The organism is Rhizobium sp. P2_G9 (genome assembly GCF_056403475.1).
The window spans coordinates 1-21,545 of record NZ_JBFUFK010000080.1 but is presented as its reverse complement, the minus strand read 5'-3'; the positions used below and the strand labels follow the sequence as shown (position 1 = coordinate 21,545).

Here is a 21,545-nt window from a genome sequence, read left to right as displayed (position 1 = left end):
AGGCGCGACCTCGACGCCGCCAAGCGCTCCTTTCGCAAGATGCTGAAGGATGAGCCACTGCTGTCACCCGACAAAATCGGCACCGACGGCGCCAATACCTTTCCTTCGACCATCAAAACGTCCGTCGAAGAGGGACTGCTCCACCCAGAGCCTGTGCATTATGTCACCAAGCATCTCCAGTAAGGCATCGAAAGCGACCATTTCCGGGTCAAGAAGAACATGCCCAAGATCGGAGGGTTCCGGTCATTCAACACCGCCCGAAGAACAATCGCGGGTTTCGAAGCCATGCTGTGGTTGCGGAAGGGATTTTGTTTTTCTGGCGGCTGGACCGTCAACGATCAGAATGATCTACTTGCGCGCCTATTCGGACTTCAAAAAGTTAACAAAGCATGAAAATGACGCCCTTCGTGGGATAATTGCGGCCCCCGAAAATCTTTGCGACGCGCCCGCTATAACCACGGCAAGTCCCGATCGATAACCACCGGCACGCGGAACACTTATACGCAATCGCGGCGACCATGATCGTCGCGGCGCTTGCTATTTGAGATTGGAAATCGGGTGCATGCAAGATCTGCATCGAGAGCGAAGCCATTTGACTCGTGACCTGACCTTTCGGGAGCTCTCCGCTATCAAAAGGTCAGTGTGCATGGAAGGGTTGATGCTGAAAGCGTTGTGCCGATATCGGCACGGGCGGCTCTTCGATCGCTGCCAGACCCGCATCCTGGCCTTCGATGATCAGCCGCAGCGCTTCGACCTCGTGGGTGATATGGTCCTTGAAGGTCTCGGCGACTTTGGAGAGGAATTCCCTGTCCTTCGGTTTCGGCTTGGCGATGCGAATTTCGACCGTCGTGCGGCCATCGGCGTGTTCGGAGAAAGTGTAGGTCATAGGTATCTTCGGCGCCCCCGGCGCCGGCAGCAGGGTGGTCAGCGTCAGATAGTCGAAGGGACGCCAGTCCAGCACCTCCTCAATGATCGCCGCCTTGCCGTGCATGCAGTGATTGACGGTACCAGCACCGCGACGTCCGTTGCGGGCAGTCTCGCGGACTTCATCCGCGGCGCGCCATTTTGGCCGCTGGCCAGGCGAGGTGAAGTATTCCCAGACCACCGGACGCGCCGCTCCGATCTCGAATTCCAGCACCATCGCCGAATTGTCGCGGGTCACTTCGTGACGCTGGCGATCGGTTTCCGCTTGCCATGCTGCTTCAAGATCGCGCAGCCAGCAGGTCACGTCGCCGATGATGTCGATCGATTCCTGGTGCTCCATGAGGCCTTGCGCGACCGGATCGATGCCCATGGCCTGGATTGCGGCATCGGAAAACAGCGCGTAGGCATGGCCGTCCAGCCGTTCGTTCACCTCATTCTTCAGCAGGCGATGGATGAGGATGACGTCGCGGCCGGCGAGTTCCTCGCGTCCGCCCATCTTTTGCCGGATGAACGTTCCGTGATGGCAGACAAACTTGAAATCGAGGTCCTGCATCCGGCTGCAAGCGTTGCATTCGCAGGATGTCGATTGCTTGATGTCGCGAAGCCGCCTGCGGAAGGCGAAATAGGAGCCTTCGATAGCGTCCTGAACGAGGTGCCCATCAAAGCTGTCGCCGACCGCATAGACGAAAGCGGCGTCACCCTCGAATTTGGCGAGCCTGAAGGGCGGGCGCAGGTATTTCAACACCGTGTCCATGAGATCGGCGATGATGTCCTGTGCATGATCGAGTTCGACACCGGCGAGAAAGCCGGTATAGCCGCTGATGTCGGCGATCAGGAAACAAGCGTTTTCGGCTTGCGGAAGCATTGCATTGATCCTCCCCGCTAGCCAATACTCTCACATCTCGGCCGAGACGAATAGCGAATTATGGAACTGGCGGTCGCCTTGGACGTGATCCCACGGCAGCTGAATGACTCTCCCGCCTGAGGCATTGCCGTTTGCAAGGCAGATCGGGCTACACGAACAAAATTGGGGCGGACGCGCGCGAGTCGCAAAGACGACGCGTTGTGATAAGCTCCCACAGCTGCACCTCTTCTGGGAGATTGAGCATGCCTGCTCCAAGAATGCGTAGAGCCGACTTCATGATGGTTCTGGCCTACGCTTCGGATCTCGCGACTGGCCACTCACGCAATTTCGCACTCAGATCCTGCGTTCTCGGAATGCGGCTTGCGGAGCTGGCAGGCTTCGATGAACAGGGCCGGCGCAACGTCTATCACCAGGCGCTGCTGCGCTATGTCGGATGCAATGCAGACTCGTATCTGATGGCAGCAGCCCTTGGCGACGAGATTGCGCTGAGAAAGGAACTTGCCGGTCTCGACATGGGCGACAAAGCGCAAGTCGGACAGGTATTTGTGAACGCCTTCAAGCGCCTGTTCGCCGAACTTGCACCAGATGAACAACAACGCGCAATTCAGGAAAGTCTCAGCGGTGCACTCAAGGTTACGCTTCCGATCCTGACGGCACATTGCGAGATTGCGCAAAGGATCGGAGAGCGCCTCGGATTGACGGAAGATATTCGGCGCAATCTCGGGCAGATCTACGAACGCTGGGACGGTCGCGGCATGCCCCGCGGGCTTTCGGGTGACGAGGTTCTGCCGGCAGTCCGTGTCATCACACTGGCCCAGGACGCTGTCGCGCTGGCGGAAGCCCTTGGCGTCGATGAGATGGCCCGGATCGTCGGTTCCCGGTCCGATGGTCCCTACGAGTCCAGCTTAGCGATGCTCATGTCCGAAAACGCGCACACCCTGATGGAAGGGATCGACGAACATATCACACGCGAGATGGTTCTTGGGCTGGAGCCGGAGCCAGTCGAATATTTTGACGAGAAGGCATGTGACGCTGCCTATCTAGCGATCGCCGACATGGTCGACATGCGGATGCCATTCACCCATGGACATTCCCGGGCGGTGGCCGATCTCGCCGAGGCGGCGGCCAGACATATGGGGCTTCCGGAATCAGATGTGCGGAACGCACGGTGGGCCGGGCTGGTTCATGATATCGGCGAACTCTGCGTGCCGGTGGCGTCCTGGATCAGGAAGGGGCCAATGTTACCCGTGGAAGCCGATACGGCGAAACTGCATCCCTACTACGGCGAACGCGCGCTTTCGGCGCTCGGAGAGGCCGGTGTGGACGCGGCGGTACTGGTCTCGCGCCACCATGAATGTCTTGATCGATCAGGTTTCTACCGCCAGGTCGATGGCTCCGATCTGTCGCCTGCGGCGCGCGTTCTCGCCGCGGCTGAAGTCTATGCAACCGCGCGCGAGGAACGGCCCCAGCGCCCGGCGCTGGATGATGAGGCTGCGGCCTCGATGGTGCGCACCTGGATACGCGAGGGACGATTTTGCCAGGATGCTGCCGAGGCGGTGCTTACCGTCGCCGGGCAGCCCTCGCGCAGAAATATCACCCCGCGCCTTGCGGGTATGACCCCGCGCGAAATCGAAGTGCTGCGCCTGATCGCGCGAGGGTTCACGCTGAAGGACGTCGCGGAGAAGCTCGGTATCTCGCCAAAGACCGCCGACAACCACATCCAGAACATCTACTCCAAAATCGGAGTCACAACCCGCGCCGGAGCGGCATTGTTCGCAGTCGAGAACGGTCTCCTGATGCGCTGAACCGCGTATAGGGAGTTCACCCCATGCGCGATGCTGCTTGGGCGGGCATCCTTCTCACAGTCACTGAGCCATCGGGGCCAGGACATGGAGAGGAGATAAAGACATGGAACAGACACCGATCAAAGTGGGCGTGATTGCCGAACTTACCGGCCCACTATCCTTCATGGGGATCGCCGACGCGAATGTTTGCCGAATGGTCATCGAGGACATCAACGAGGCCGGCGGCCTTCTCGGTCGGCCAATCGAGCTGATAATCGAAGACGGCAGGACGGAAGATGCAGCCGCGAAGGCTGCCGCGGCCAAACTCGTCAACGTTGACAAGGTCGATCTGGTGGTTGGCGGCATCTTCAGTTCCACCCGCCAAGCCATTCGGAGTGAGGCGACAGAGAGAGGCAAGAGACTCTATATCTATCCCGAACAATACGAGGGGCAGGAAGACGACCCGCTGATCTTCTGCACCGGCCCGGTTCCGGCCCAACAGGTTGAGCCGCTGATCCCATGGCTGATGAAGAAGACGGGTGCGAAGAAGTTCTACCTGCCTTCGGCCGATTATATCTGGCCGCATTTGCTCAACAAGGCGGCCAAGAAGATGGTGGCCCAGTGCGGCGGCGAGATCGTCGGCGAGGAATACTTCCCCCTCGATCACACCGACTACCGCGAGACCGTCGCGAAGATCATGTCGACTGGAACCGAGGTGGTCTTCAACACGATCGTGCCACCTGGCCTTTCGCCGTTCCTCGCGGAACTCCACAACGCGGGCTTCATCGCCAAGGGCGGAAAAATCGTCTGCACCTACTTCGATGAGAATTTCCTGAACCTGGTGCCGGCCGCGCATGTCGAGGGTCTCTACAGCTGTCTCGATTACTATCAGGGTATCGACGATCCCTTCAGCCGGGAATTGCTCAAGGACTACAACCGTCGTTTTCCGGGCAGCGCCATGTTCACCGCCGGAAGTGGCTGTTCGGGTCACTACAAGGCACTCAAGCTCTGGGAGGCGGCGGTAAGAGAGGCCGGAACGCTCGATCAGCGCGCAGTCATTCAAGCGCTCGATCATGCGTCCATCGACCAAGCTCCGGGTGGTCCGGCAGCAATGGTCGCTGGCCAACATCACCTGCGCATGAACATGTACATCGCCCAGGCGCGGAACGGGAAGTTCGAGGTTGTGAAAGATCTCGGCGTCGTCGATCCGAAGGAGATGCCCTCCGCAACTGCCCGGTCCGAACTGAGTATCGTGAACTGATCATCCGTGCGGCCGGCACCGCGCCGGAGCGAGTATCATGCGCTCCGGCGCCCAGGATCGGCACTTGTAAGTCTGCAGCGTCTTGCCGGATTTCGCCTAGACGGTTTTCTGTTCTCTTGGCGCAATAGTTACCGGAGCACGCAGTGGTCGACCAAGCAATGCTGTCGAAACACTCTGCGATGATGTAGCGGGGCGCATTCTGCCGCCCACACCCGAGATAGCAGCGGAGGCCAACCTTGTCGGCGCTACGCAGGAGCGTGGTGTTCCCCGTATATCTGCGATCACGGAGTCGCGGCAGGTGAGCCATTCAATGGTTGCGTACAAGCTGTACCGTGAAGGCATCATTGATCAGCGCATGTGGTCGTCGCCAATGGGTTACTGGTGGAAAAACTCGGTCAAATGATGATGCCGATCGTTCGGTTCTGTTCAAGCGAAGCTCAGTAATGGGACGTGACCCTCATGCTGCCCAGTACGGAATATAACGCGCATTGCGTTTGCCCTGATCTGGATCTGCAGGGGCAATCCGGCCAAGCTTGATGGACTCGGCAATAATCGATGAAACGGCCTGATATTCCTCTTGCGCGAGTGAGAATCGCTCTCTAAGCGTCGCATTGCTCATGTAGTCGTGGGTGAGCCAGCGCAGGACACAATGAAAGAAGCATGCGCGCAGCTTCTCCGTCTTCGACATCTGGCCGAAGTTTTTCGGAGCAAACAGCACGACGCGCATCGAATTCTCTGACGAGATAAAGTCGGGAGGAGGGAGGTGCCGCGCTTCGATTTCGATCAGAGTTTTGTCTAGGCCGCCGCCACGCTCTTCGCAAAGCCCGAGTGAACGCATGGTCGCAGCAAGCTTTTCGTTTCTCGACCGGCGTTCATCAAGAATACGGTCGGTGCTAATCAAGGAATTGCCTGGATTCGTGACTTCAATGCGGTTGTCATAGATTTCGACAACCGGACCGACGCCGGTCGCCATAAAATCTTGATGGATGAGAGCGTTGGCTATGACTTCACGGACGGCAGTTTCCGGGAAATGCGGCACCATGCGCCGAACGCCATCAACGTATAGCTCTTCTTTCGGTAGTCGCTCCATGAGAAAGCGCATCATTCCGGTAAAGCCGACGGCATATCCCTTCTTGCCCTCTTGCTCGAAGTCAGACCGGGACTTGTCACGGCCGGCGTACTTCACGATGCGAACCGTCTTTCCTGCGATGGAAGGGAAAGCCGTGACGTCACGCGCCAACATGATCGCCCCGAGATTGGTAATGTCGAACCTGCCTTCGAGGTTGTCGAGCAGGAAGCCAGCATCGGCCATCTTTCGGATGGTTTCCTGAGGATTCTTCGGCTTAGGTTCTCCGGTCAGGTCGTAAATCGGATCGGGGTCGAGCATTGCGAAAACGTCGTCTGCGATGACATTCGACGCTGCGACCGCAGTTTCAAAACGTCGGCGGCCGGTCGCTATCCACAGCGCGCGTTCATGCTCCGGAAACTCGGCGAGCTTTTTCTTGTTTTCGCCGATCCTTATGAATTCCGTGCCGGCAAACTTTACTGGCCGCTCATATGATGGCTCAATCGCAACGACGGAATAGGCAAGGCTATCGCAAACAAAATCCAGAACCTCGATGAGCACTCGTGGCTCAATCATTCGGCTAAGCCTGTTGGTTTCCACGCGGAACTGAGCCGGTTTCCACCGAGAAGTGAGCAACCTCTGAGTATGGTTTTCTGATCAGGGTTTGGTCAAGGGGTTGGCTTTTTCTCCTCTCTTCTGTGCGGCGGCGGCCGAGCTGGCTTTGAATCTGAAGCTGTCGTTTCCTGTTTCCAGGATATGGCAACGATGGGTCAAACGATCGAGCAGAGCGGTCGTCATCTTGGCGTCACCAAGGGTTTCATAATGCCTCCTTTTTCGATCGCCTCCTGCGTGCGATCTGTGCTTTCAGGACTTCAATCTGATTGCCGGAAAGGTCGATCTGCCAAGGCTGCCCTTTGACAAGCTGATGGCCCTTCAACCAACCACGCTCAAGATAATCAAAAACAGTTTGGGGCGTGATGCCCAAGGCGACTGCAGCGCCTTGGACCGAATAGGTTCCGTCGGACCATCGGGCTGGATTAGCGCTGACCCCATTTAGCTTGACGGTAGGGACACCCCATCGTTTGCGCAGAAGCCAGACATTCTCGCCTTTGAACCGGCAGCCGCGGGCGGCCAGAAAGCCTTCGGCATCCAACGTCGCTGCGATTTCCTTGTCCATCTTGCCCTCCGCATTGAGCTGGGTCACACGCCGCCGCAGATGCTCCGGATCGATATAGTCGCTATAGGTGTGGACGCGCCTCTGCAGAGAATGTTCGCTCGTCGCCCCGGTCTGCCAATGGATCTTGAACCAGACCTGCCCTCGCTCACGCTTCTGATCGAGGATGACCTCACGAATGACGAGACGCAGGATGCTCTTCCTTTCGGCCGCTGTTGTCGACGGAGAATGCCAAATGCCCGGCAGGTCTTCCCCGAGCTTCAGCAGTGCATCGCGGTCAGCTTCCGTCAGGACAAGCGGCTCGTCACAGCGCCAACGCTCGTAATCCTGCTCAATCGCCTCGACGGCGCGCAATCTCTCTTCCCAGACCCGCTCCAGTGAGCGTGCCACCAGGCGGTTCTCAGGCTCGACTGCATCATATTGCCGGCGGGCACGTTCGGCCTCATATCGAGCGCGCTCGCGTCGCAGCGCCCATTGCCGCTCGAGTTGTCGCGTTTCTTCTTCGACCTGGGCAAGCGCTGCGACGGCAATGGCAATCCGGTCGGGCTTTAGGGCATCGAGAAGCAACGCTTCCACCTGAGCATCGACCGGCAAGGCGCGCACTTCCTGGCAAAGCGGTCCGGCCTCCTGATCCCGATCGGACCGGCAAGTATAGACGGGATAGTTGCCGGCAGGACCGGTGTAGCGAAGGCTCATCCGGTGGCCGCAGCGCCCACACACGGCAATACCCTGGAGCAGGGCTGCCCCCTTGCGTGGCGCGCCCGAATGACCGGCTTCATATCGGTTGACGTTATTCGCCAGCTGTCTTTGGTTCTCCATGAACTCCTCCCAGCCGATGTAACCGGGATGGGCGGCCCGCAGGCAAACCTCCCACTCGGCGACAGGGACTTTCATCGTCTTCGGACAATAAATGCCGCGTCGAATTCGTCCACTTGTCAGTCGCCGTCGCCCGTAAACATACGCTCCGGCATAGGCGGGATTTTGAAGAACGCTGCGAACCCGTGCACTATTTGCCTCTCGCCACACGACATCATGGGGCGATGGGCCAAGAAGGGGACGTACGGGAAGCAGCAGATGATTGCGGCGTAGATAGCGCATCACCGCTCGTGCGGTATGCAATTCTCGGAATTTGGCGAAGACCAGCGTGAGCCGCGCTTGCACTTCCTCGTCGGGATTGAGGATGATCCCTCCCGAGCGATCATGCGACAACCCTGCTGGTACGGGAAGGCGCAGCTCGCCGCGCGCCGCTTTTTGACGCTCACCCTGGTGAAGGCGTAGTCTGATCTGGTGCAGCTCAGCTTCACTCATGATGCCGGACAATCCAAGCAGAAGGCGGTCATGGTAGGCGCAAGGGTCATAGAGGCGCTCGCCGTCAGCGATGATCACGCCGAAGAGTGAACAAAGATCGAGGAGCTGATGCCAATCACGATTGTTGCGCGCGAGGCGGGAAGCATCGAGGCTGATCACAAGCCCAGCATTGCCCAGACCGATCTCGGCGATCAGCTTTCGAAAGCCTTCGCGCTCGACGCCACCAGAACCGGATTTGCCGAGATCCTCATCGATGATCTGAACGCGTTCCTGTGGCCAACCCAGGGCGACGGCTCGATCGACGAGACGATACTGCAATTCGGTGCTTTCCTGATGATGCCGCACCTGGTTTACAGAAGACTGGCGGATGTAGATGTAGGCCAGCTTGCCACGATGTTCCGCCGTCACCCGCTCGTCGATGTTATTCGATCTGTTCAGCATGGCGGCTCGCCTCGACCGACGCTTCCGTTGCCTGCTTGCGAAGCAGCAACGCCGCCAGCGATTGTGCGATCTGCCGCTGCGTCTCCGCCGGTAGGTTGAACCACAGGCGTGGCAGTTTTACCGTGGCGCGGACTGGAACTCTTGTAGTTGTCTGGGACGCAACGCGGCACGGATTCGGCTGAATGTTCATCGCGAATCACCTCCTCGAAACGGGAGGCCAAGGTGCTGTTCAAATGGCGCATCAATGTGAGCAGAACTCGCACATCAACGCGGGCCGGCGTAAATGAAGGGTCATCACCGTCCGGCACTGTGGCCGAAAGATCCGTCGCCGACCGCCGAATGGACCGACGCCGCCCGTCGGCCAGGCGCACAACCACGAAGTCAGGGCCACGCGCTGAGCGTAAAAGCAGAAGCTCAAGCTGCTGCCCAGCGAGGCTGTGACGCCGGTCGATAACTGTTAAATGATGCACCAGCCCGTCGAGGTTGGCGGCAGCATCCGATGTTCGGTTCGCCGAAGACGGTGGCCCACTCGCTGAAGCTGAGATTGGTGGTGATCACGACGCTGGTCCGCTCGTAGAGCTTGCTCAGCAGGTGGAAGAGTAGTGCTCCGCCTGAGGCGCTGAACGGCAGATATCCCAACTCGTCCAGGATCAGCAGATCGAGACGAACCAAGGTCTCTGCGATCTGGCCTGCCTTGCCTTTGGCCTTCTCCTGCTCCAGCGCATTGACCAATTCGATGGTCGAGAAGAAACGGACCTTTCGGCGATGATGCTCGCTGGCCTGGATTCCAAGAGCGGTCGCGACATGCGTTTTGCCAGTGCCAGGGCCACCGATAAGGACAACGTTCTGCGCCCCATCCATGAACTCGCATCGGTGTAGTTGGCGCACGGTGGCCTCGTTGATCTCGCTGGCGGCGAAGTCGAAGCCGGAGATGTCCTTGTAGGCAGGGAAGCGGGCAGCCTTCATGTGATAGGCGATGGAGCGGACCTCGCGCTCGGCTATCTCGGCCTTCAGCAACTGGGACAGGATGGGCACGGACGCATCAAAGGCTGGTGCCCCTTGCTCGATAAGGTCCGTGACAGCCTGGGCCATGCCATACATCTTCAGGCTCCGTAGCATGATGACGACGGCAGCACTTGCGGGGTCATGACGCATGGCGACCCCCTGCGATCCGGGCGCGTAGGCCATCATAGCGTTCGACATTGTCCTTGGGTTCACGCAGCAAGGTCAGCGCCTGTGGCGTATCGATGTCGGGACCGTCGGTCGTCTTGCCGTCGATCAACCGGTGCAGCAGGTTCAGCACATGCGTCTTGGTCGCCACGCATAAGGCTGTGTTGGCAATTGCCGTCAAGCTTCGCAAGCAAGCCAACATCATGGCGTTCAGCGACACCTTCTTTCTTTTGGGCGTCGCACTGATCGTCGCGTCGGTCGCTTCGCTTTTCCTCAAGAAGTCGGGATCAGTATCAGCCGGCGGCGCGCACTAGCTCAATGCCCTTGTGGTTAAGTTCAGTTCCAAACTCGTTAACCGTCGATTCACATCGTGGAGAATATTAGCACTTAATAAGTCGCCGCTCGGTTAGCTTGCCCATCACATCGAACTTGGGGAGCTAAACGTGCAGGGCAGCGTCAACAATACTGCATTTTCTGGTTGGTCGGCGAGCAATGTTCTTGGCAAGGTCTTGTCCTGCCGCGGCTCTGAAGCCAATGTCGAGCTGTTTTCCCCGTCATCAGTAGGGCATCCGCGCGCCACGGTCGGCAAGTTCGTCGTGCTCAAGCATCCCCGCGGCGGCTCGATCGGTATGATCAGCGAGATTTCAGCTGCAGCGCGGTCGAGCAATGCGGCCGACAATTGTCATGCCGTCGCCCGCGTCGACCTGATGGGTGAAATCCATCTTGCCGAAGGTGGCGCGATCAAGTTCGACCGCGGCGTGCGTCAATATCCAGCGATCGGCGATGAAGTGGAAATGCTCGACAAGGACAATCTGCATCTCATCTATTCTTCCTTTGCCGGACATCCCATTCGCCTCGGCGAAGTGCAGGAAGAGGGCGGCGTACCGGCCTATATCGATGCAGATAGCCTCTTCACCAAGCATTTCGCCGTGCTCGGCTCGACCGGTGTCGGTAAGTCGACCGGCTCGGCCGTCATCCTCAAGGAACTTGTCAACGCGCGCCCGGACGTCAGGGTGCTGATGCTCGACGTCCACAACGAATATGGCAACTGCTTCGGCAGCCGGGCTTCCATCGTTGACGCCCAAAGCCTGAAGCTGCCGTTCTGGCTGTTCAATTTCGAGGAATTCACCGACGCGCTTTATGGCGGGCGGCCGGCGGTCATGGAAGAACTCGATATCCTTGCCGAACTGATCCCGATCGCCAAGGGCAGTTATTCCAATCTCAAGAGCGGCAGCGACCGCTCCAGCCTGGCACGCCGGCACCCGCGGCAAAGCGGCTTCACCGTCGACACGCCTGCTCCCTATATGATCCAGGACCTGGTGTCGCTGATCGACGAGCGCATGGGCAAGCTCGAAAACCGCGCCACGCGCATGATCCATCATCGCTTGATGGCGAGGATCGAGACGATCCGCAACGACCCGCGCTACGCCTTCATGTTCGAAAACGCCAATGTCGGCGGCGACACGATGGCGGCCGTCCTCAACCAGTTGTTTTCGATCAATAGCGCAAGCAAGGGCATCACGCTCCTGAAGCTCGCCGAATTCCCGGGCGAGGTGGTCGACGCCGTCGTTTGCGTCGTGCTTCGCCTTGCCTTCGAATTCGGCCTGTGGAGCGATGGCGGCACGCCGCTCTTGATCGTCTGCGAGGAGGCGCATCGTTTTGCCGCGGCTGACCATTCCATCGGCTTTGCGCCGGCCCGTCGGGCTTTGTCGCGCATCGCCAAGGAGGGCCGCAAATACGGCGTCCATCTCGGTCTGATCACCCAGCGTCCGGCCGAGCTCGACCCGACGATCGTATCGCAGTGCAGCACGCTGTTCATGATGCGCATGACCAATGAGCGCGATCACAGTCTGTTGCGTTCGGCGGTTTCCGATGCTGCGTCCAACCTGCTGTCCTTCGTACCGTCGCTCGGGACGGGCGAGGTGGTCGGCGTCGGCGAAGCCTTACCGCTGCCGCTGCGCTTCTCCTTCCGCCGGCTGCCGCGCGAGCAACTGCCGGCAAACGACCAGATGGGGGAGCCGTCCACGACGGCAAGCGAGAGCGAACGTGCCGCCAACGTCGAAAAGGCGATAGATCGCTGGCGCAGGGCAACGAGCAGCCCGGTCGGCAGCCCCCAGGAACAGGCACAGTCACAGCCAGCCGCGACCCATCAGCCCGCTGCCTCGGGTGATCCGCTCAGCCAGAACGCCTTGACCCGCGGGCTGCAAGCCGCACTGGCCATGGAGTCTGGAAACGGACCCCGCAATCGTATCTGAGCATGACGACGATCGGCTGATATCCAGGGAAACGCGATGCGCAATCTCGGTACGGAACGGACGGATGACGAGGCTCTCCCTGAGCGACCGCCACTGAAAGCTGCGGTGGCGCCCGTCACACTGCAGCGGCTGTTCGAAGCGCTGCCGTTCGGCATGCGACTGGCCTCGCAGGACGGGTCGATCACCTTTGCCAATGAAGCGGACTGGAAGTATCATGCCGAAGGCGGTGGCCAGAATGGAGAGCGGAGGCTCAATAGCAAAACCCTCGAATTCTCGGTCGATGGCGACAACTACAGCGTTTCGCTGCTGCTCGACGAAACCGAGCGGTTTGCCCGAGAGGAAGCGCTGATCCGGCGCGCCTATTTTGACGAACTGACGGGTTTGCCGAACCGCCGCGTGATCGAGCAGAGCATCAATGCGCTGATTTCGTCGGCTGAAACGGCATTTGCGCTCGCCTTTATCGACGTGGATGGCTTCAAGCATGTCAACGATTTCTATGGCCACAATGTCGGCGATGCGCTCTTGGTGCAGATCTCCGAGCGCATCTCGGCGGATCTACGCCCGTCTGACATGCTGGCGCGGCTGAGCGGCGACGAATTCCTGCTTCTGCTGTCGCCCTTGGAGAGTGTCGAACATCTGCAAACGGAGATGGCGAGGGTCGTCACTCGGCTGAAGCAGCCCTATTATATCGACAGTAACGAAATCTTCTCCTCCGCATCGATCGGCGTCTGCACTTATCCGCGCGATGGGCACAACTATGATGCGCTGCGGGCCAATGCCGACCGTGCCATGTATCGCGGTAAGAGCGCTGGCACCGGGCTCGTACAATTCTTCGACGCGACGATCGAGCATGCGGCAATCGAAAAGAGCCGGCTCGAGCAGCGGCTCAGGCTTGCGATCCGCGACCGGCGCGTCAGTTGCGCCTACCAGCCAAAGATCGATATCCTCAGGGAAAGTGTGTCGGGCGTCGAAGTATTGCTGCGCTGGATCGACGAGGACGGCGTTATCCAGCCGCCTGGCGATTTCATTGCGCTTGCGCTCGAACTCGGCCTGATGGATGACTTGACCTTCCTCGTGCTCGACAAGACGGTGGATTCGATCGACCGCATCAACCAGGCCTTTGGCGAGGATATCTCCATCAGCCTCAATGTCGCTTCCAAGCAGGCCGGTGACCTGAAATTCATGCGTTCGCTGCTCGACAGGATTGCGGACACCGGCTTTGCCAGGCGCTTCATTCTGGAAATCACGGAAGAGGCGTTCGTCTCTAAGAGCAATTTCCAGAAGAGTATCCTGCCGCTGATCCGCGAGATCGGTGCCCGCGTCTCAATCGACGACTTCGGCACCGGCTATTCGTCGCTGTCGGCGCTGGCAGACATCACCGCCGATGAGGTCAAGATCGACCGCTCCTTCATCACCAACCTGCACCAGCGCCCCCGCAGCCAGAACATCCTCAAGGCGATCGAAGCATTGAGCCGCTCGCTCGGCATGAATGTCGTGGTGGAAGGGCTGGAGACCTTCGAGGAACTTGCCTACCTCAGGGCATGCACGAGTATCCGCCATGTCCAGGGCTATTATTTCTCGAGGCCCATCCTACTGGAGGATTTGGGGAATACACTGACGAGGGAGAGCCGTACCCAAGCACCGATCCGCGAAGTCTGTCGGACGCGGAGTTTTTCCGGGCGGGGTGGGTGAGGAGCATAAGATTATGTCTGTAAAGATCTTGTGTTGGCACCGCAAAGTCAAAGTGGTCCGATCGAAAGTTTCGGCATTGGCTTTCGGCTGGACAGACCACTTACATGATATATGGCGGGGAAGTTGGAATGTCCGCTCCGGCGCAAAGTAGAACTTTCACTTGCCCTGCCACAGGTGGAAGACCAGCCCCGATCTGACCAGTTGGTCGAGGTTGCAGGGGAAGATCGGGGCGCGTGATCTACATCCGTTTGGCTTTAGGTTTGAGAATGCGAATGTATCCTGTCATTCCACCGGCACGTTAGATCGCTTTGCAGCCCGCCCGGTGGTGCGGTGTTAATTATCGGATCCGTTTGACCCATTTTTCCACTTTACCGTGATCCACTCAGGGCGAAGAAAGTTGTTTGTGGACAATTCGTTACATCGGATTTGCTGAGCCGACGCGGAATGAAAAAAGGGTCAAATCCTGCTGAAACTCAACATCGGAATCCCAAATGTCGTCGAAGGGCCGGATTTCACGGTCTTCAACCTCGGTGGCGGCAAGGCGTCCAAGCAGGCTTCCCATATGAACACATCCACGGGAGCATCCGGCGCCGGCGGCGATGCGATTCATGGTGGGAACGGGCACGACCGCCTGGCGGGCGGCACTGGCGACGACCTGTTCTATGGCGGCAAAGGGTCCGATACCTTCGTTTTCGCCTCGGGCGGCGGCCATGACACAATCACCGACTTTATCGTGAAGGATCACGATGTGATTGATTTAACAGCGCTGCCGGACATCGCCAACTTCGATCAGCTGAAACATCATATCGAAGACACCGATAAAGGCGCCCTTATCACCGCTGACGACGGATCGACGATCCTGATCAAAGGCGTGCACGTCCATGATCTTGGCCGGTATGCGTTTGCGTTTTGACGGCGATGTCACCTTAACTTGAATTCGGATGCACGGGAGATGTTCTCCCTTGTGGATTGATGTCAGGCCATGGCTCTGGCCGCAGCTTTCCTCCGTTCAGAAACGGCAGCGAGGCCGTGGTTTTCGGCTTGCCGTATAAGCTATCCGGCCTTGGCCGTGTTCTGTGACGTGTCTGGGGTTCGGAAGGCACACGCATTTCGCTCGAGCTTTTTTCAAGCCGCGCACGACTATTGTCCGCAAGCGTGGCACAGTCATTGATTGATCGACGAGCATTCCATCCCTTAAGTATCGATACGACGAGAACTTCGGAATTTGCTCTCGTGCGCCTGCCGTCAGAGGATGAAATCCCCCTTCACCAAATCCAGACGATTGCCGTACAGCACGATCTCCATGTCGGCGGCCTTGTCGCTATCCGTGTCGACCTGGACGATGGTGTCGCCGCCATCATGGATGTAGCGCACCTCGCCACCCTTGCCGTCGAACTTTTCCTCGCCGATGAAGTCAAGATGGCCTACGCCGGCGAGTGCACTTAGGTCGATTGTGTCTTTCGACGCGCGGGAGAAATCGCGGATCGTGTCTTCGCCATCCGCCGCGCTGGAATCGTTCACATGTTGGAACACGAAACGATCGCTGCCGCCGCCCCCGATCAGAGTATCCTTGCCGAGGCCTCCCAAGAACGCGTCGTCGCCCAGCCCGCCTTGCAGCCTGTTGTCCAGGTCGTTGCCGACCAGATGGTCATCGCCGTTTCCGCCGATGGCATTCTCTATGTCCACGCCCGCGGCGATTGTGAAGCCGCCGGCGATACCGATGACATGTGATGCGAAGCCACCAGCAGACGGCCCGGTAAGATTCGCTGGGCGGAGGTCGATATTGCTGTTGGTCGAGGCGCCTTCCGCGCTGATCGTGTCTTTACCGTCAACATCCCAGATAGAGGACCAGCCTGTCCCTTGGCTGTTTGCCTGGGGCAGCAAGTAGGTTGTGTCGCCGTGGCCTGTGTCCGTATTCTTGCCGTAGAGGGCCTGCAGCGCGGCGATATCGAAAGCGCCGAGCCCAGCCGGGCCGCCAAAGTGGTCGCTCGGTGCCGGATCGCCTGGCCGAACACCACGGTTGTACGACATGACGGTGAGGTAATCCAGATCCCTGTTGGTAGGGAATATGGTACGGTCAGGCTCGCTGCCTCCGTCATGCGAATGAGCAAGGCCAAGGCTATGCCCCAGTTCGTGGACGATGGTTTGAAACCCCGCCCCGCCCGGCTTGAGGAACTTCCAACCGGGGACATCAATGTTGAAAAACTGCCACAAATGGCCGTCCGATACTTCGGCTGGCACCTCGGAAGCACCCGCCACAGGCTTTCCCCCAAAGGTCGGGAGATCGTGTGACGCCCAGAAGGTCAGATTGGCCTTGGTTGCTGAACTCACCTCGCGAAAGTGCAATCCGGTCACTTCAGAATAGAGGTCCAGCGCAGCCTTGAAGGCATTCTCCTCGTCTGCGCTCCACGTGCCGACCTTGCTATCGCAGTCGAGCAGGTAAGTTTCGCCGTGAGAATGCACGGCGTCCTTCACCTGCGCTTGCGAACCGAAGCTATAGGTGATTGTCCTGCCCTTGGCCCAGGCGCCCCAGCCCCAGATGAGGGAATCGAGAAACTCATTGCCGGTCGGCTTTCCGCTCAGCCCTGTGCGCACTTGCGAGCTGGCATCCTGAAAGGTGAGTTCGACACCGGTCGGGAGGCCGTCTGCGGCGCTGTCGGTCGACTTGATGGTAAAGGTGCCGTTCCGATAGGCGTGGTCAAGCTTGTAGTTCCACGTTGTCCCATTGGAGAAGGTAAGGATCAGGTTTGAGCCGCGTATCTCCGTGTGGGCGAGGCCGTCTGGAAGGTCGGCAAAATCGAGATGAATCGTATCGCCCGCTTCCAGGCTGCCGATCTCGCCCTTGAAATCATCAGGGTTCGGCTTATCGAGCTTGAGCACCGCGCGGGTCTCGCCGTCGAAGACCACATTGCCGCTGAAGCTGCCGGTGACTTCGAGTGTCGCCAGATCGTCGATATGCGCGTCACCCGTTCCCGACACCGAGGCGTCGAGCTTGAGCACGCCATCCTTGGCGACGATCATGCCGTCGTTGACGATCGTGCCCGAGTAGCCATCCGCGGTTGTCGTACCCACCGTGACCAGACCGTGGCCGGTCAGTTCGCCCTTTGCCTTGATTTCGATCTCATTGGCCGTGCCGGCGCCGTCTCCGCCGATCACCATTCCGCCGCCACTGGTGCCGCCGACCGCCAGGACAGCGCTGCCTATGCCGTCGCCTTTCAGCGTGACGCTGGTCGCGACGGTAGCGACGGTAGCGCTGCCCAACAGGGATTGGACGATCATCGAGCCATGGCCGCCTTTATAGTCCCATTCGCCGCAGAGCTGCTCGTCGGCATGGGCCGGGTCGGGATCGGAGCCGCCCAGAACCAGGCTCTTGGCTTTGAACTTGCCGTCATCGACCTCGATGGAGCCCTCACCCTTGAGGCCGACCTCCACTGCGCCCACCGTCAATTGGCCCCCGGTCATAACGATCGAGCCCTCGCCGGACTGCTCCTTGCCGAGGACAAGCGTCTTGAACGTTTCGGTGCCGCTCACCGATAGATGGCCCTTGCCCTTGACGCCGAGGGTAACCGCGCCATTGGCGGTCAGCTGTCCGCCGACATCGATGTCACCCTCGGAGCCGGCCTGCACGCCAGCCTCGACCTTGTTGACAGTCGCCTTGCCACCGACGACATTGATGATGCCCTGAGCTGTTTTGCCGATTACCGCCGCGCCTGTGAGGTTCAGTGTACCGCCCGTGCCGACATGCAAGCCCATGAAGGGGCCAAGGCCATTGATCGCGTCGATCAGCACGGCTCCGGCGATCGTCGTCGTCCCGCCTGTCGTCGTGTCGATTACGCCGCTCGACTGCTGAAGATTGTCGCCACCCTTGTCGAGCGCGGTCAGCTGAAGCCCGCCTTTAAGGTTCAACGTGCCGCCCGTATAGACCGAGGGGTCGTTCCAGCCGACCTGCACGATGCCCGCGCGGCCTGTGAACGCGGTGGCGCCGGAAACGGTCACGGACCCGGCGTAAACACCAAGAGGGCCAGCGGCAATCTTGAGCGTCTTGATCGTCACGGTGGCGCCGTAGCTATACAAATTGTCACCGCTTTCCAGATCGACCGCGGAGACATCCAGACTGCCGCTGGTCGCACTGATACGGCCGTCAATATGGGTTGCGGCAACCTGCGCGCCGCTGATGGCGGCGCCGATGAGCGTGCCGACATTGACCTGGCCTGCGCCGAGACTTACCTCCGAGATTGTGCCGGCCGATATGCCGCCGACGACAACACCGATGCCATTGATGCTTGCAACGGATTGTCCGTTGGCGTTGAGGTTTGAAATAAGAGTGACACTGTCGCCGGCGCCAGGAATGCTTTGATCCGGGTCATCGGAATAGTGCCAGGTTGCAGGGTCGGTGAAATCACCGGACTGGACCTGTGTGTATGCGGTCATCGCACCCTCCCGCGCTGGACCTCAAAAGCCTCCAGAAGCTTACCAAAAATAAACAGCTCCGTCATTTGTGACTAAGCACGGAACTTTGGCTCTGACGCATATTTGCTGGAGCGGAATGCTAGATCGCGCCGATCAATCTCGCCTGCAGCAAATCGAGTGTGATTATGCGAGGAACTTTGGGTCAGACTCAATCTCGATGAAGTTAAGTGTTCCATCTCTGCGAGGTAAGCCGCGGAGGATAGGGCCATGTCACTGAAATTTGGGGTTTCCTGCCTAATCCCTTTGGGATTGGTAGTTCGATCGATTGCTGAAAGTGACAATACGATCTGTGTCGTCGCGGGACTGGCAGGAGATGAGGCAGCATGTCCGGTTTGCGGAGAGGTCTCGGATCGGGTTCACAGCCGTTATGTTAGACAGGTTTCCGATCTGCCGGCTGGCGGCAAATATGTGCGGCTTCAGATCGTGGCGCGACGCTTCTTCTGTGCTGTGGCATGGTGCCAGCGGCAAATATTTGCCGAGCGGTTCGACGACGATGTGCTTGCAGAACGTTCACGACGGACCTCCAGATTGGACTATATCGTCCATCATCTTGGGCTTGCTCTCGGCGGCCGACCGGCGGCAAACTTCGCCAAGAGACTAATGATCCCGGTCAGCAATGACACGCTGATCCGGATGGTTAGAAGACGATCTGCGACGCCGGATGACGGACTGCATGTTGCCGGTATCGACGATTGGGCTTTCCGCCGCAATCACCAATATGGGACGATTGTCTGTGATCTGGAGAGGCGCAGGATCGTCAAGCTCTTGCCGGATCGGGACGTTGCCACGGTTGCCGCCTTCCTTGCCGAACATCCCGATATCGAGGTTGTTTCCCGAGATCGGGGTGGCGGCTAGGGCGAAGCAACTGCCACCGCTTTGCCAAGCGCCATTCAGGTTGCAGATCGGTGGCATCTGATGGAGAATGCCAGTGCGGCATTTTTAGAGGCAGTGCGCAAATCCATGCGTGCGATCCGCGCTGCACGGAGCCACGGCGATCAACCCTGACCTGCTCAGTTGCGCCGAACGTCTGCAATATCAAAGCTATCTCCGGCGCGAAGAAGCCAACGCCATCATCAACAAGCTTGCTACAGATGGCATTGCAATTAAGGAGATCGTCCGTCGAACAGGCCACAGCCGCGGAACCGTGCGCCAGATCGTGCGAGGCCTGAGAACCGAGTGTTCCGTGCCCGCCAAAGCTCGATCGAGCAATACTTTCCATTGCTGGATGAGCTCTGGGCATCGGGGCAGCGCAATGGCGCAGAGCTTTGGCGACAACTGCGCCGGCGAGGCTTTCATGGCAGTCTGCGCGTCATCGGCGAATGGGCGACCAGACGGCGGCGTGCCGAGCAAGCCTCCGATTAGCAGCTTCAAAGGGTACCGTCTGCCAGAACGATCGCGCGACAGATGACGACGGCTCGCGATCACCTTGGCAGGGCTGATGCAGTCACAGTTGCCGCGATCGAAACAGGTGTTCCTGCCCTGCTCGAAGCTCGGAATCTGATCGATCGGTTCCACGCGATGATCCGAAAGAAGGTAGACGCGGACATCGAACAATGGATCATTGATGCGCGTAGCAGCTTGATTGGCATCGTCATGTCTGGATGGCGCCCGCTTGGCAAGGTGATTTAGGTGATATTTGAGCTTGGCGGGTCGGGTGCAGTCATGTCTCCGGCCTGTAAGCGCGGTTTGATGCGACCGCTGGCCCTGATGTTTTGCGCTCAAACCGATCCCTATCAACTTACCGCGCTTTGAGGCGCTAAACGATGCCACGGGTTCTTCGGTTCGTGCGGCCCATTCCGCTTTCGCTGTCACATCATGCCATTGTCACTCCGCCAACTGTGATGCCCTTCAAGGCCATTATCGCTATCAAGCCGAGGCTCGGCCTTCAGTGGTGGGGCCTTGCTGGAAGTCCGTGTTCCGCGCCATGATCGCCCAAGCAATGCGGGCGATCTTGTTGGCGAGAGCAACCGCGACAAGCTTGAAAGGCTTCTTCGACAGCAAGTCTCGCGCCCAGTTCGCCAAGGGCGTGTCACTGCTCTCCTTTCTCATCCGGTAAAGCGCGGCGTGCGCCCCGACCACAAGAAGCTTGCGCAGGTGCCTGTTGCCCATTTTGGAAATAGTGCCCAACCTTGGTTTACCACCGGTCGAGTGCTGTCTGGGGACAAGGCCCAGCCAGGCCGCGAACTCACGGCCACCCCCAAACAGCTTGGCATCAGGAACGCTGGCCGAAAGGCATGTTGCGATGATGGGACCTATTCCGGGCACGGTTGCAAGCCGGATGCTGACGTCGTCGTTGCGATGGGCAGCAAGGATAGCCTTGTCGAGCTTGGCGACCTGCGTCTCCGTCTCTGTCAATGCCAATGCCAAGGGCATGAGGGCAACGCGAATGGCGGGCGGGCTGTGTTGCTCGTCTTCGAGGAGGGCGATGAGATGCCGGACATTGTGGGCACCCTGCGGCACAACGACACCCAGCTCGGCGAAGTGGCCGCGCAGGGCGTTGATGAGAGCGGTGCGCTGCGAAATCAGCAGTTCGCGGGCGCTGTGAAGCATCAACGTCGCCTGCTGGTCCCGACTTTTGACCGGAACGAACCGCATCGACGGTCGTGTCACGGCTTCGCAGATGGCGGCCGCGTCGGCCGCGTCGTTCTTTTGCCGCCGCAGATAAGGCTTGATGTAGCTGGGCGGGATCAGCCGGACGTCATGGCCAGCCTGCAACAGCACTCGCGCCCAGTGATGGGCGGTCGCGCAGGCTTCCATGCCGATCAGGCAAGGCGCAAGCGTCTCGAAGAAAGGTTGCATCTGGCTGCGCCGCAACGTCTTGCGCAGCACGACATGTCCATCCGCGTCGATCCCGTGAACCTGGAAAACATTCTTTGCGATATCGAGACCGATTGTCGTAATCTTCCCCATGGTGGGCGCTCCTCTCAAGGTTTGAAAAGACCTATTCTGGCACATTCGATGCCGTCGGAGGGCGCCATCCACCACATCAACTTAACGGAATGTGGATATCGATGTGAGATGACGGGCGATGACAGACCGTGACCCGCTGTACCGCCGCCATCGCTTTCCCGCTGAAATTATTGCCCACGCGGTGTGGCTCTATTTCCGTTTCCCTCTCAGCTTGCGGATGGTCGA

General features: G+C 59.1%; 13 protein-coding genes and 6 pseudogenes. 9 read left to right on the top strand and 10 right to left on the bottom strand.

Annotated elements, in window-relative coordinates:
* A pseudogene (locus tag AC1DYF_RS38185) lies at positions 1 to 393 on the top strand (DDE-type integrase/transposase/recombinase); the annotation flags it as partial.
* Between the two features lie 244 nt (positions 394 to 637).
* Here AC1DYF_RS38185 and AC1DYF_RS38180 read toward each other — a convergent pair.
* The gene (locus AC1DYF_RS38180) at positions 638 to 1,789 is read right to left on the bottom strand and encodes a DUF2652 domain-containing protein (protein ID WP_477883856.1); all 1,152 of its coding nucleotides are present in this window, start codon (positions 1,787 to 1,789) and stop codon (positions 638 to 640) included.
* A 275-nt stretch (positions 1,790 to 2,064) separates the two neighbouring features.
* Between AC1DYF_RS38180 and AC1DYF_RS38175 the strand changes: the two genes are divergently transcribed.
* On the top strand, positions 2,065 to 3,594 hold the full coding sequence (locus AC1DYF_RS38175; protein WP_477883854.1) for an HD domain-containing phosphohydrolase: 1,530 nt from the start codon (positions 2,065 to 2,067) through the stop codon (positions 3,592 to 3,594).
* A 103-nt stretch (positions 3,595 to 3,697) separates the two neighbouring features.
* A complete protein-coding gene (locus AC1DYF_RS38170; protein ID WP_477883852.1) occupies positions 3,698 to 4,834 on the top strand; it encodes a substrate-binding protein in 1,137 nt (378 codons plus the stop codon).
* 457 nt (positions 4,835 to 5,291) lie between these two features.
* On the opposite strand, the gene AC1DYF_RS38165 is transcribed toward AC1DYF_RS38170, so the two are convergent.
* From AC1DYF_RS38165 to AC1DYF_RS38140, 6 genes and pseudogenes are all read right to left on the bottom strand, one after another.
* Entirely contained in the window at positions 5,292 to 6,476 is a 1,185-nt protein-coding gene (locus tag AC1DYF_RS38165; RefSeq protein ID WP_477883850.1) for an ATP-binding protein, read from the bottom strand.
* Between the two features lie 81 nt (positions 6,477 to 6,557).
* Positions 6,558 to 6,710: pseudogene (locus AC1DYF_RS38160) on the bottom strand (ATP-binding protein); the annotation flags it as partial.
* Between the two features lie 7 nt (positions 6,711 to 6,717).
* Complete coding sequence (locus AC1DYF_RS38155; protein ID WP_477883848.1) at positions 6,718 to 8,823, bottom strand: recombinase family protein; 2,106 nt, start codon at positions 8,821 to 8,823, stop codon at positions 6,718 to 6,720.
* Positions 8,804 to 9,013, bottom strand: a complete 210-nt coding sequence (locus tag AC1DYF_RS38150; protein ID WP_477883846.1) for a hypothetical protein — start codon at positions 9,011 to 9,013, stop codon at positions 8,804 to 8,806. Before AC1DYF_RS38150 ends, AC1DYF_RS38155 begins: the two co-directional genes overlap by 20 nt.
* Positions 9,014 to 9,237: 224 nt before the next feature.
* Positions 9,238 to 9,978, bottom strand: a complete 741-nt coding sequence (gene istB, locus AC1DYF_RS38145; protein ID WP_477883844.1) for an IS21-like element helper ATPase IstB — start codon at positions 9,976 to 9,978, stop codon at positions 9,238 to 9,240.
* A pseudogene (locus tag AC1DYF_RS38140) lies at positions 9,968 to 10,144 on the bottom strand (IS21 family transposase); the annotation flags it as partial. The pseudogene AC1DYF_RS38140 and the gene istB, both read right to left, overlap by 11 nt.
* On the opposite strand from AC1DYF_RS38140, the pseudogene AC1DYF_RS38135 reads away from it, so the two are divergent.
* The 3 genes and pseudogenes from AC1DYF_RS38135 to AC1DYF_RS38125 form a co-directional block, all read left to right on the top strand.
* A pseudogene (locus AC1DYF_RS38135) lies at positions 10,137 to 10,307 on the top strand (EmrB/QacA family drug resistance transporter); the annotation flags it as partial. The pseudogenes AC1DYF_RS38140 and AC1DYF_RS38135 overlap by 8 nt on opposite strands.
* Before the next feature lie 129 nt (positions 10,308 to 10,436).
* The gene (locus AC1DYF_RS38130) at positions 10,437 to 12,248 is read left to right on the top strand and encodes an ATP-binding protein (RefSeq protein WP_477883842.1); all 1,812 of its coding nucleotides are present in this window, start codon (positions 10,437 to 10,439) and stop codon (positions 12,246 to 12,248) included.
* A gap of 36 nt (positions 12,249 to 12,284) precedes the next feature.
* Entirely contained in the window at positions 12,285 to 13,940 is a 1,656-nt protein-coding gene (locus AC1DYF_RS38125) for a putative bifunctional diguanylate cyclase/phosphodiesterase (protein ID WP_477883840.1), read from the top strand.
* 415 nt (positions 13,941 to 14,355) lie between these two features.
* Here the strand turns inward: AC1DYF_RS38125 and AC1DYF_RS38120 are convergent, their stop codons facing one another.
* Entirely contained in the window at positions 14,356 to 14,502 is a 147-nt protein-coding gene (locus tag AC1DYF_RS38120; RefSeq protein WP_477883838.1) for a hypothetical protein, read from the bottom strand.
* Between AC1DYF_RS38120 and AC1DYF_RS38115 the strand changes: the two genes are divergently transcribed.
* A complete protein-coding gene (locus AC1DYF_RS38115) occupies positions 14,503 to 14,853 on the top strand; it encodes a hypothetical protein (RefSeq protein WP_477883837.1) in 351 nt (116 codons plus the stop codon).
* Positions 14,854 to 15,185: 332 nt separating this feature from the next.
* On the opposite strand, the gene AC1DYF_RS38110 is transcribed toward AC1DYF_RS38115, so the two are convergent.
* On the bottom strand, positions 15,186 to 18,371 hold the full coding sequence (locus AC1DYF_RS38110; protein WP_477883836.1) for a M10 family metallopeptidase C-terminal domain-containing protein: 3,186 nt from the start codon (positions 18,369 to 18,371) through the stop codon (positions 15,186 to 15,188).
* 246 nt (positions 18,372 to 18,617) lie between these two features.
* On the opposite strand from AC1DYF_RS38110, the pseudogene AC1DYF_RS38105 reads away from it, so the two are divergent.
* Positions 18,618 to 20,012: pseudogene (locus AC1DYF_RS38105) on the top strand (ISL3 family transposase); the annotation flags it as partial.
* A gap of 264 nt (positions 20,013 to 20,276) precedes the next feature.
* Here the strand turns inward: AC1DYF_RS38105 and AC1DYF_RS38100 are convergent.
* Positions 20,277 to 21,320 carry an IS110 family RNA-guided transposase gene (locus AC1DYF_RS38100; RefSeq protein ID WP_477883858.1) on the bottom strand — a complete coding sequence of 348 codons (1,044 nt, stop codon included), beginning with the start codon at positions 21,318 to 21,320 and terminating at the stop codon, positions 20,277 to 20,279.
* 118 nt (positions 21,321 to 21,438) lie between these two features.
* On the opposite strand from AC1DYF_RS38100, the pseudogene AC1DYF_RS38095 reads away from it, so the two are divergent.
* Positions 21,439 to 21,545: pseudogene (locus tag AC1DYF_RS38095) on the top strand (IS6 family transposase); the annotation flags it as partial.

Bases quoted from the DNA above. Each gene is read 5' to 3' on its own strand.
- AC1DYF_RS38175 (WP_477883854.1), top strand. From the start codon at position 2,065: ATGATGGTTCTGGCCTACGCTTCGGATCTCGCGACTGGCCACTCACGC.
- AC1DYF_RS38170 (WP_477883852.1), top strand. From the start codon at position 3,698: ATGGAACAGACACCGATCAAAGTGGGCGTGATTGCCGAACTTACCGGC.
- AC1DYF_RS38180 (WP_477883856.1), bottom strand. From the start codon at position 1,789: ATGCTTCCGCAAGCCGAAAACGCTTGTTTCCTGATCGCCGACATCAGC.
- AC1DYF_RS38100 (WP_477883858.1), bottom strand. From the start codon at position 21,320: ATGGGGAAGATTACGACAATCGGTCTCGATATCGCAAAGAATGTTTTC.
- AC1DYF_RS38110 (WP_477883836.1), bottom strand. From the start codon at position 18,371: ATGACCGCATACACACAGGTCCAGTCCGGTGATTTCACCGACCCTGCA.
- istB (WP_477883844.1), bottom strand. From the start codon at position 9,978: ATGCGTCATGACCCCGCAAGTGCTGCCGTCGTCATCATGCTACGGAGC.
- AC1DYF_RS38125 (WP_477883840.1), top strand. From the start codon at position 12,285: ATGCGCAATCTCGGTACGGAACGGACGGATGACGAGGCTCTCCCTGAG.
- AC1DYF_RS38120 (WP_477883838.1), bottom strand. From the start codon at position 14,502: ATGGGAAGCCTGCTTGGACGCCTTGCCGCCACCGAGGTTGAAGACCGT.
- AC1DYF_RS38165 (WP_477883850.1), bottom strand. From the start codon at position 6,476: ATGATTGAGCCACGAGTGCTCATCGAGGTTCTGGATTTTGTTTGCGAT.
- AC1DYF_RS38150 (WP_477883846.1), bottom strand. From the start codon at position 9,013: ATGAACATTCAGCCGAATCCGTGCCGCGTTGCGTCCCAGACAACTACA.
- AC1DYF_RS38155 (WP_477883848.1), bottom strand. From the start codon at position 8,823: ATGCTGAACAGATCGAATAACATCGACGAGCGGGTGACGGCGGAACAT.
- AC1DYF_RS38115 (WP_477883837.1), top strand. From the start codon at position 14,503: ATGAACACATCCACGGGAGCATCCGGCGCCGGCGGCGATGCGATTCAT.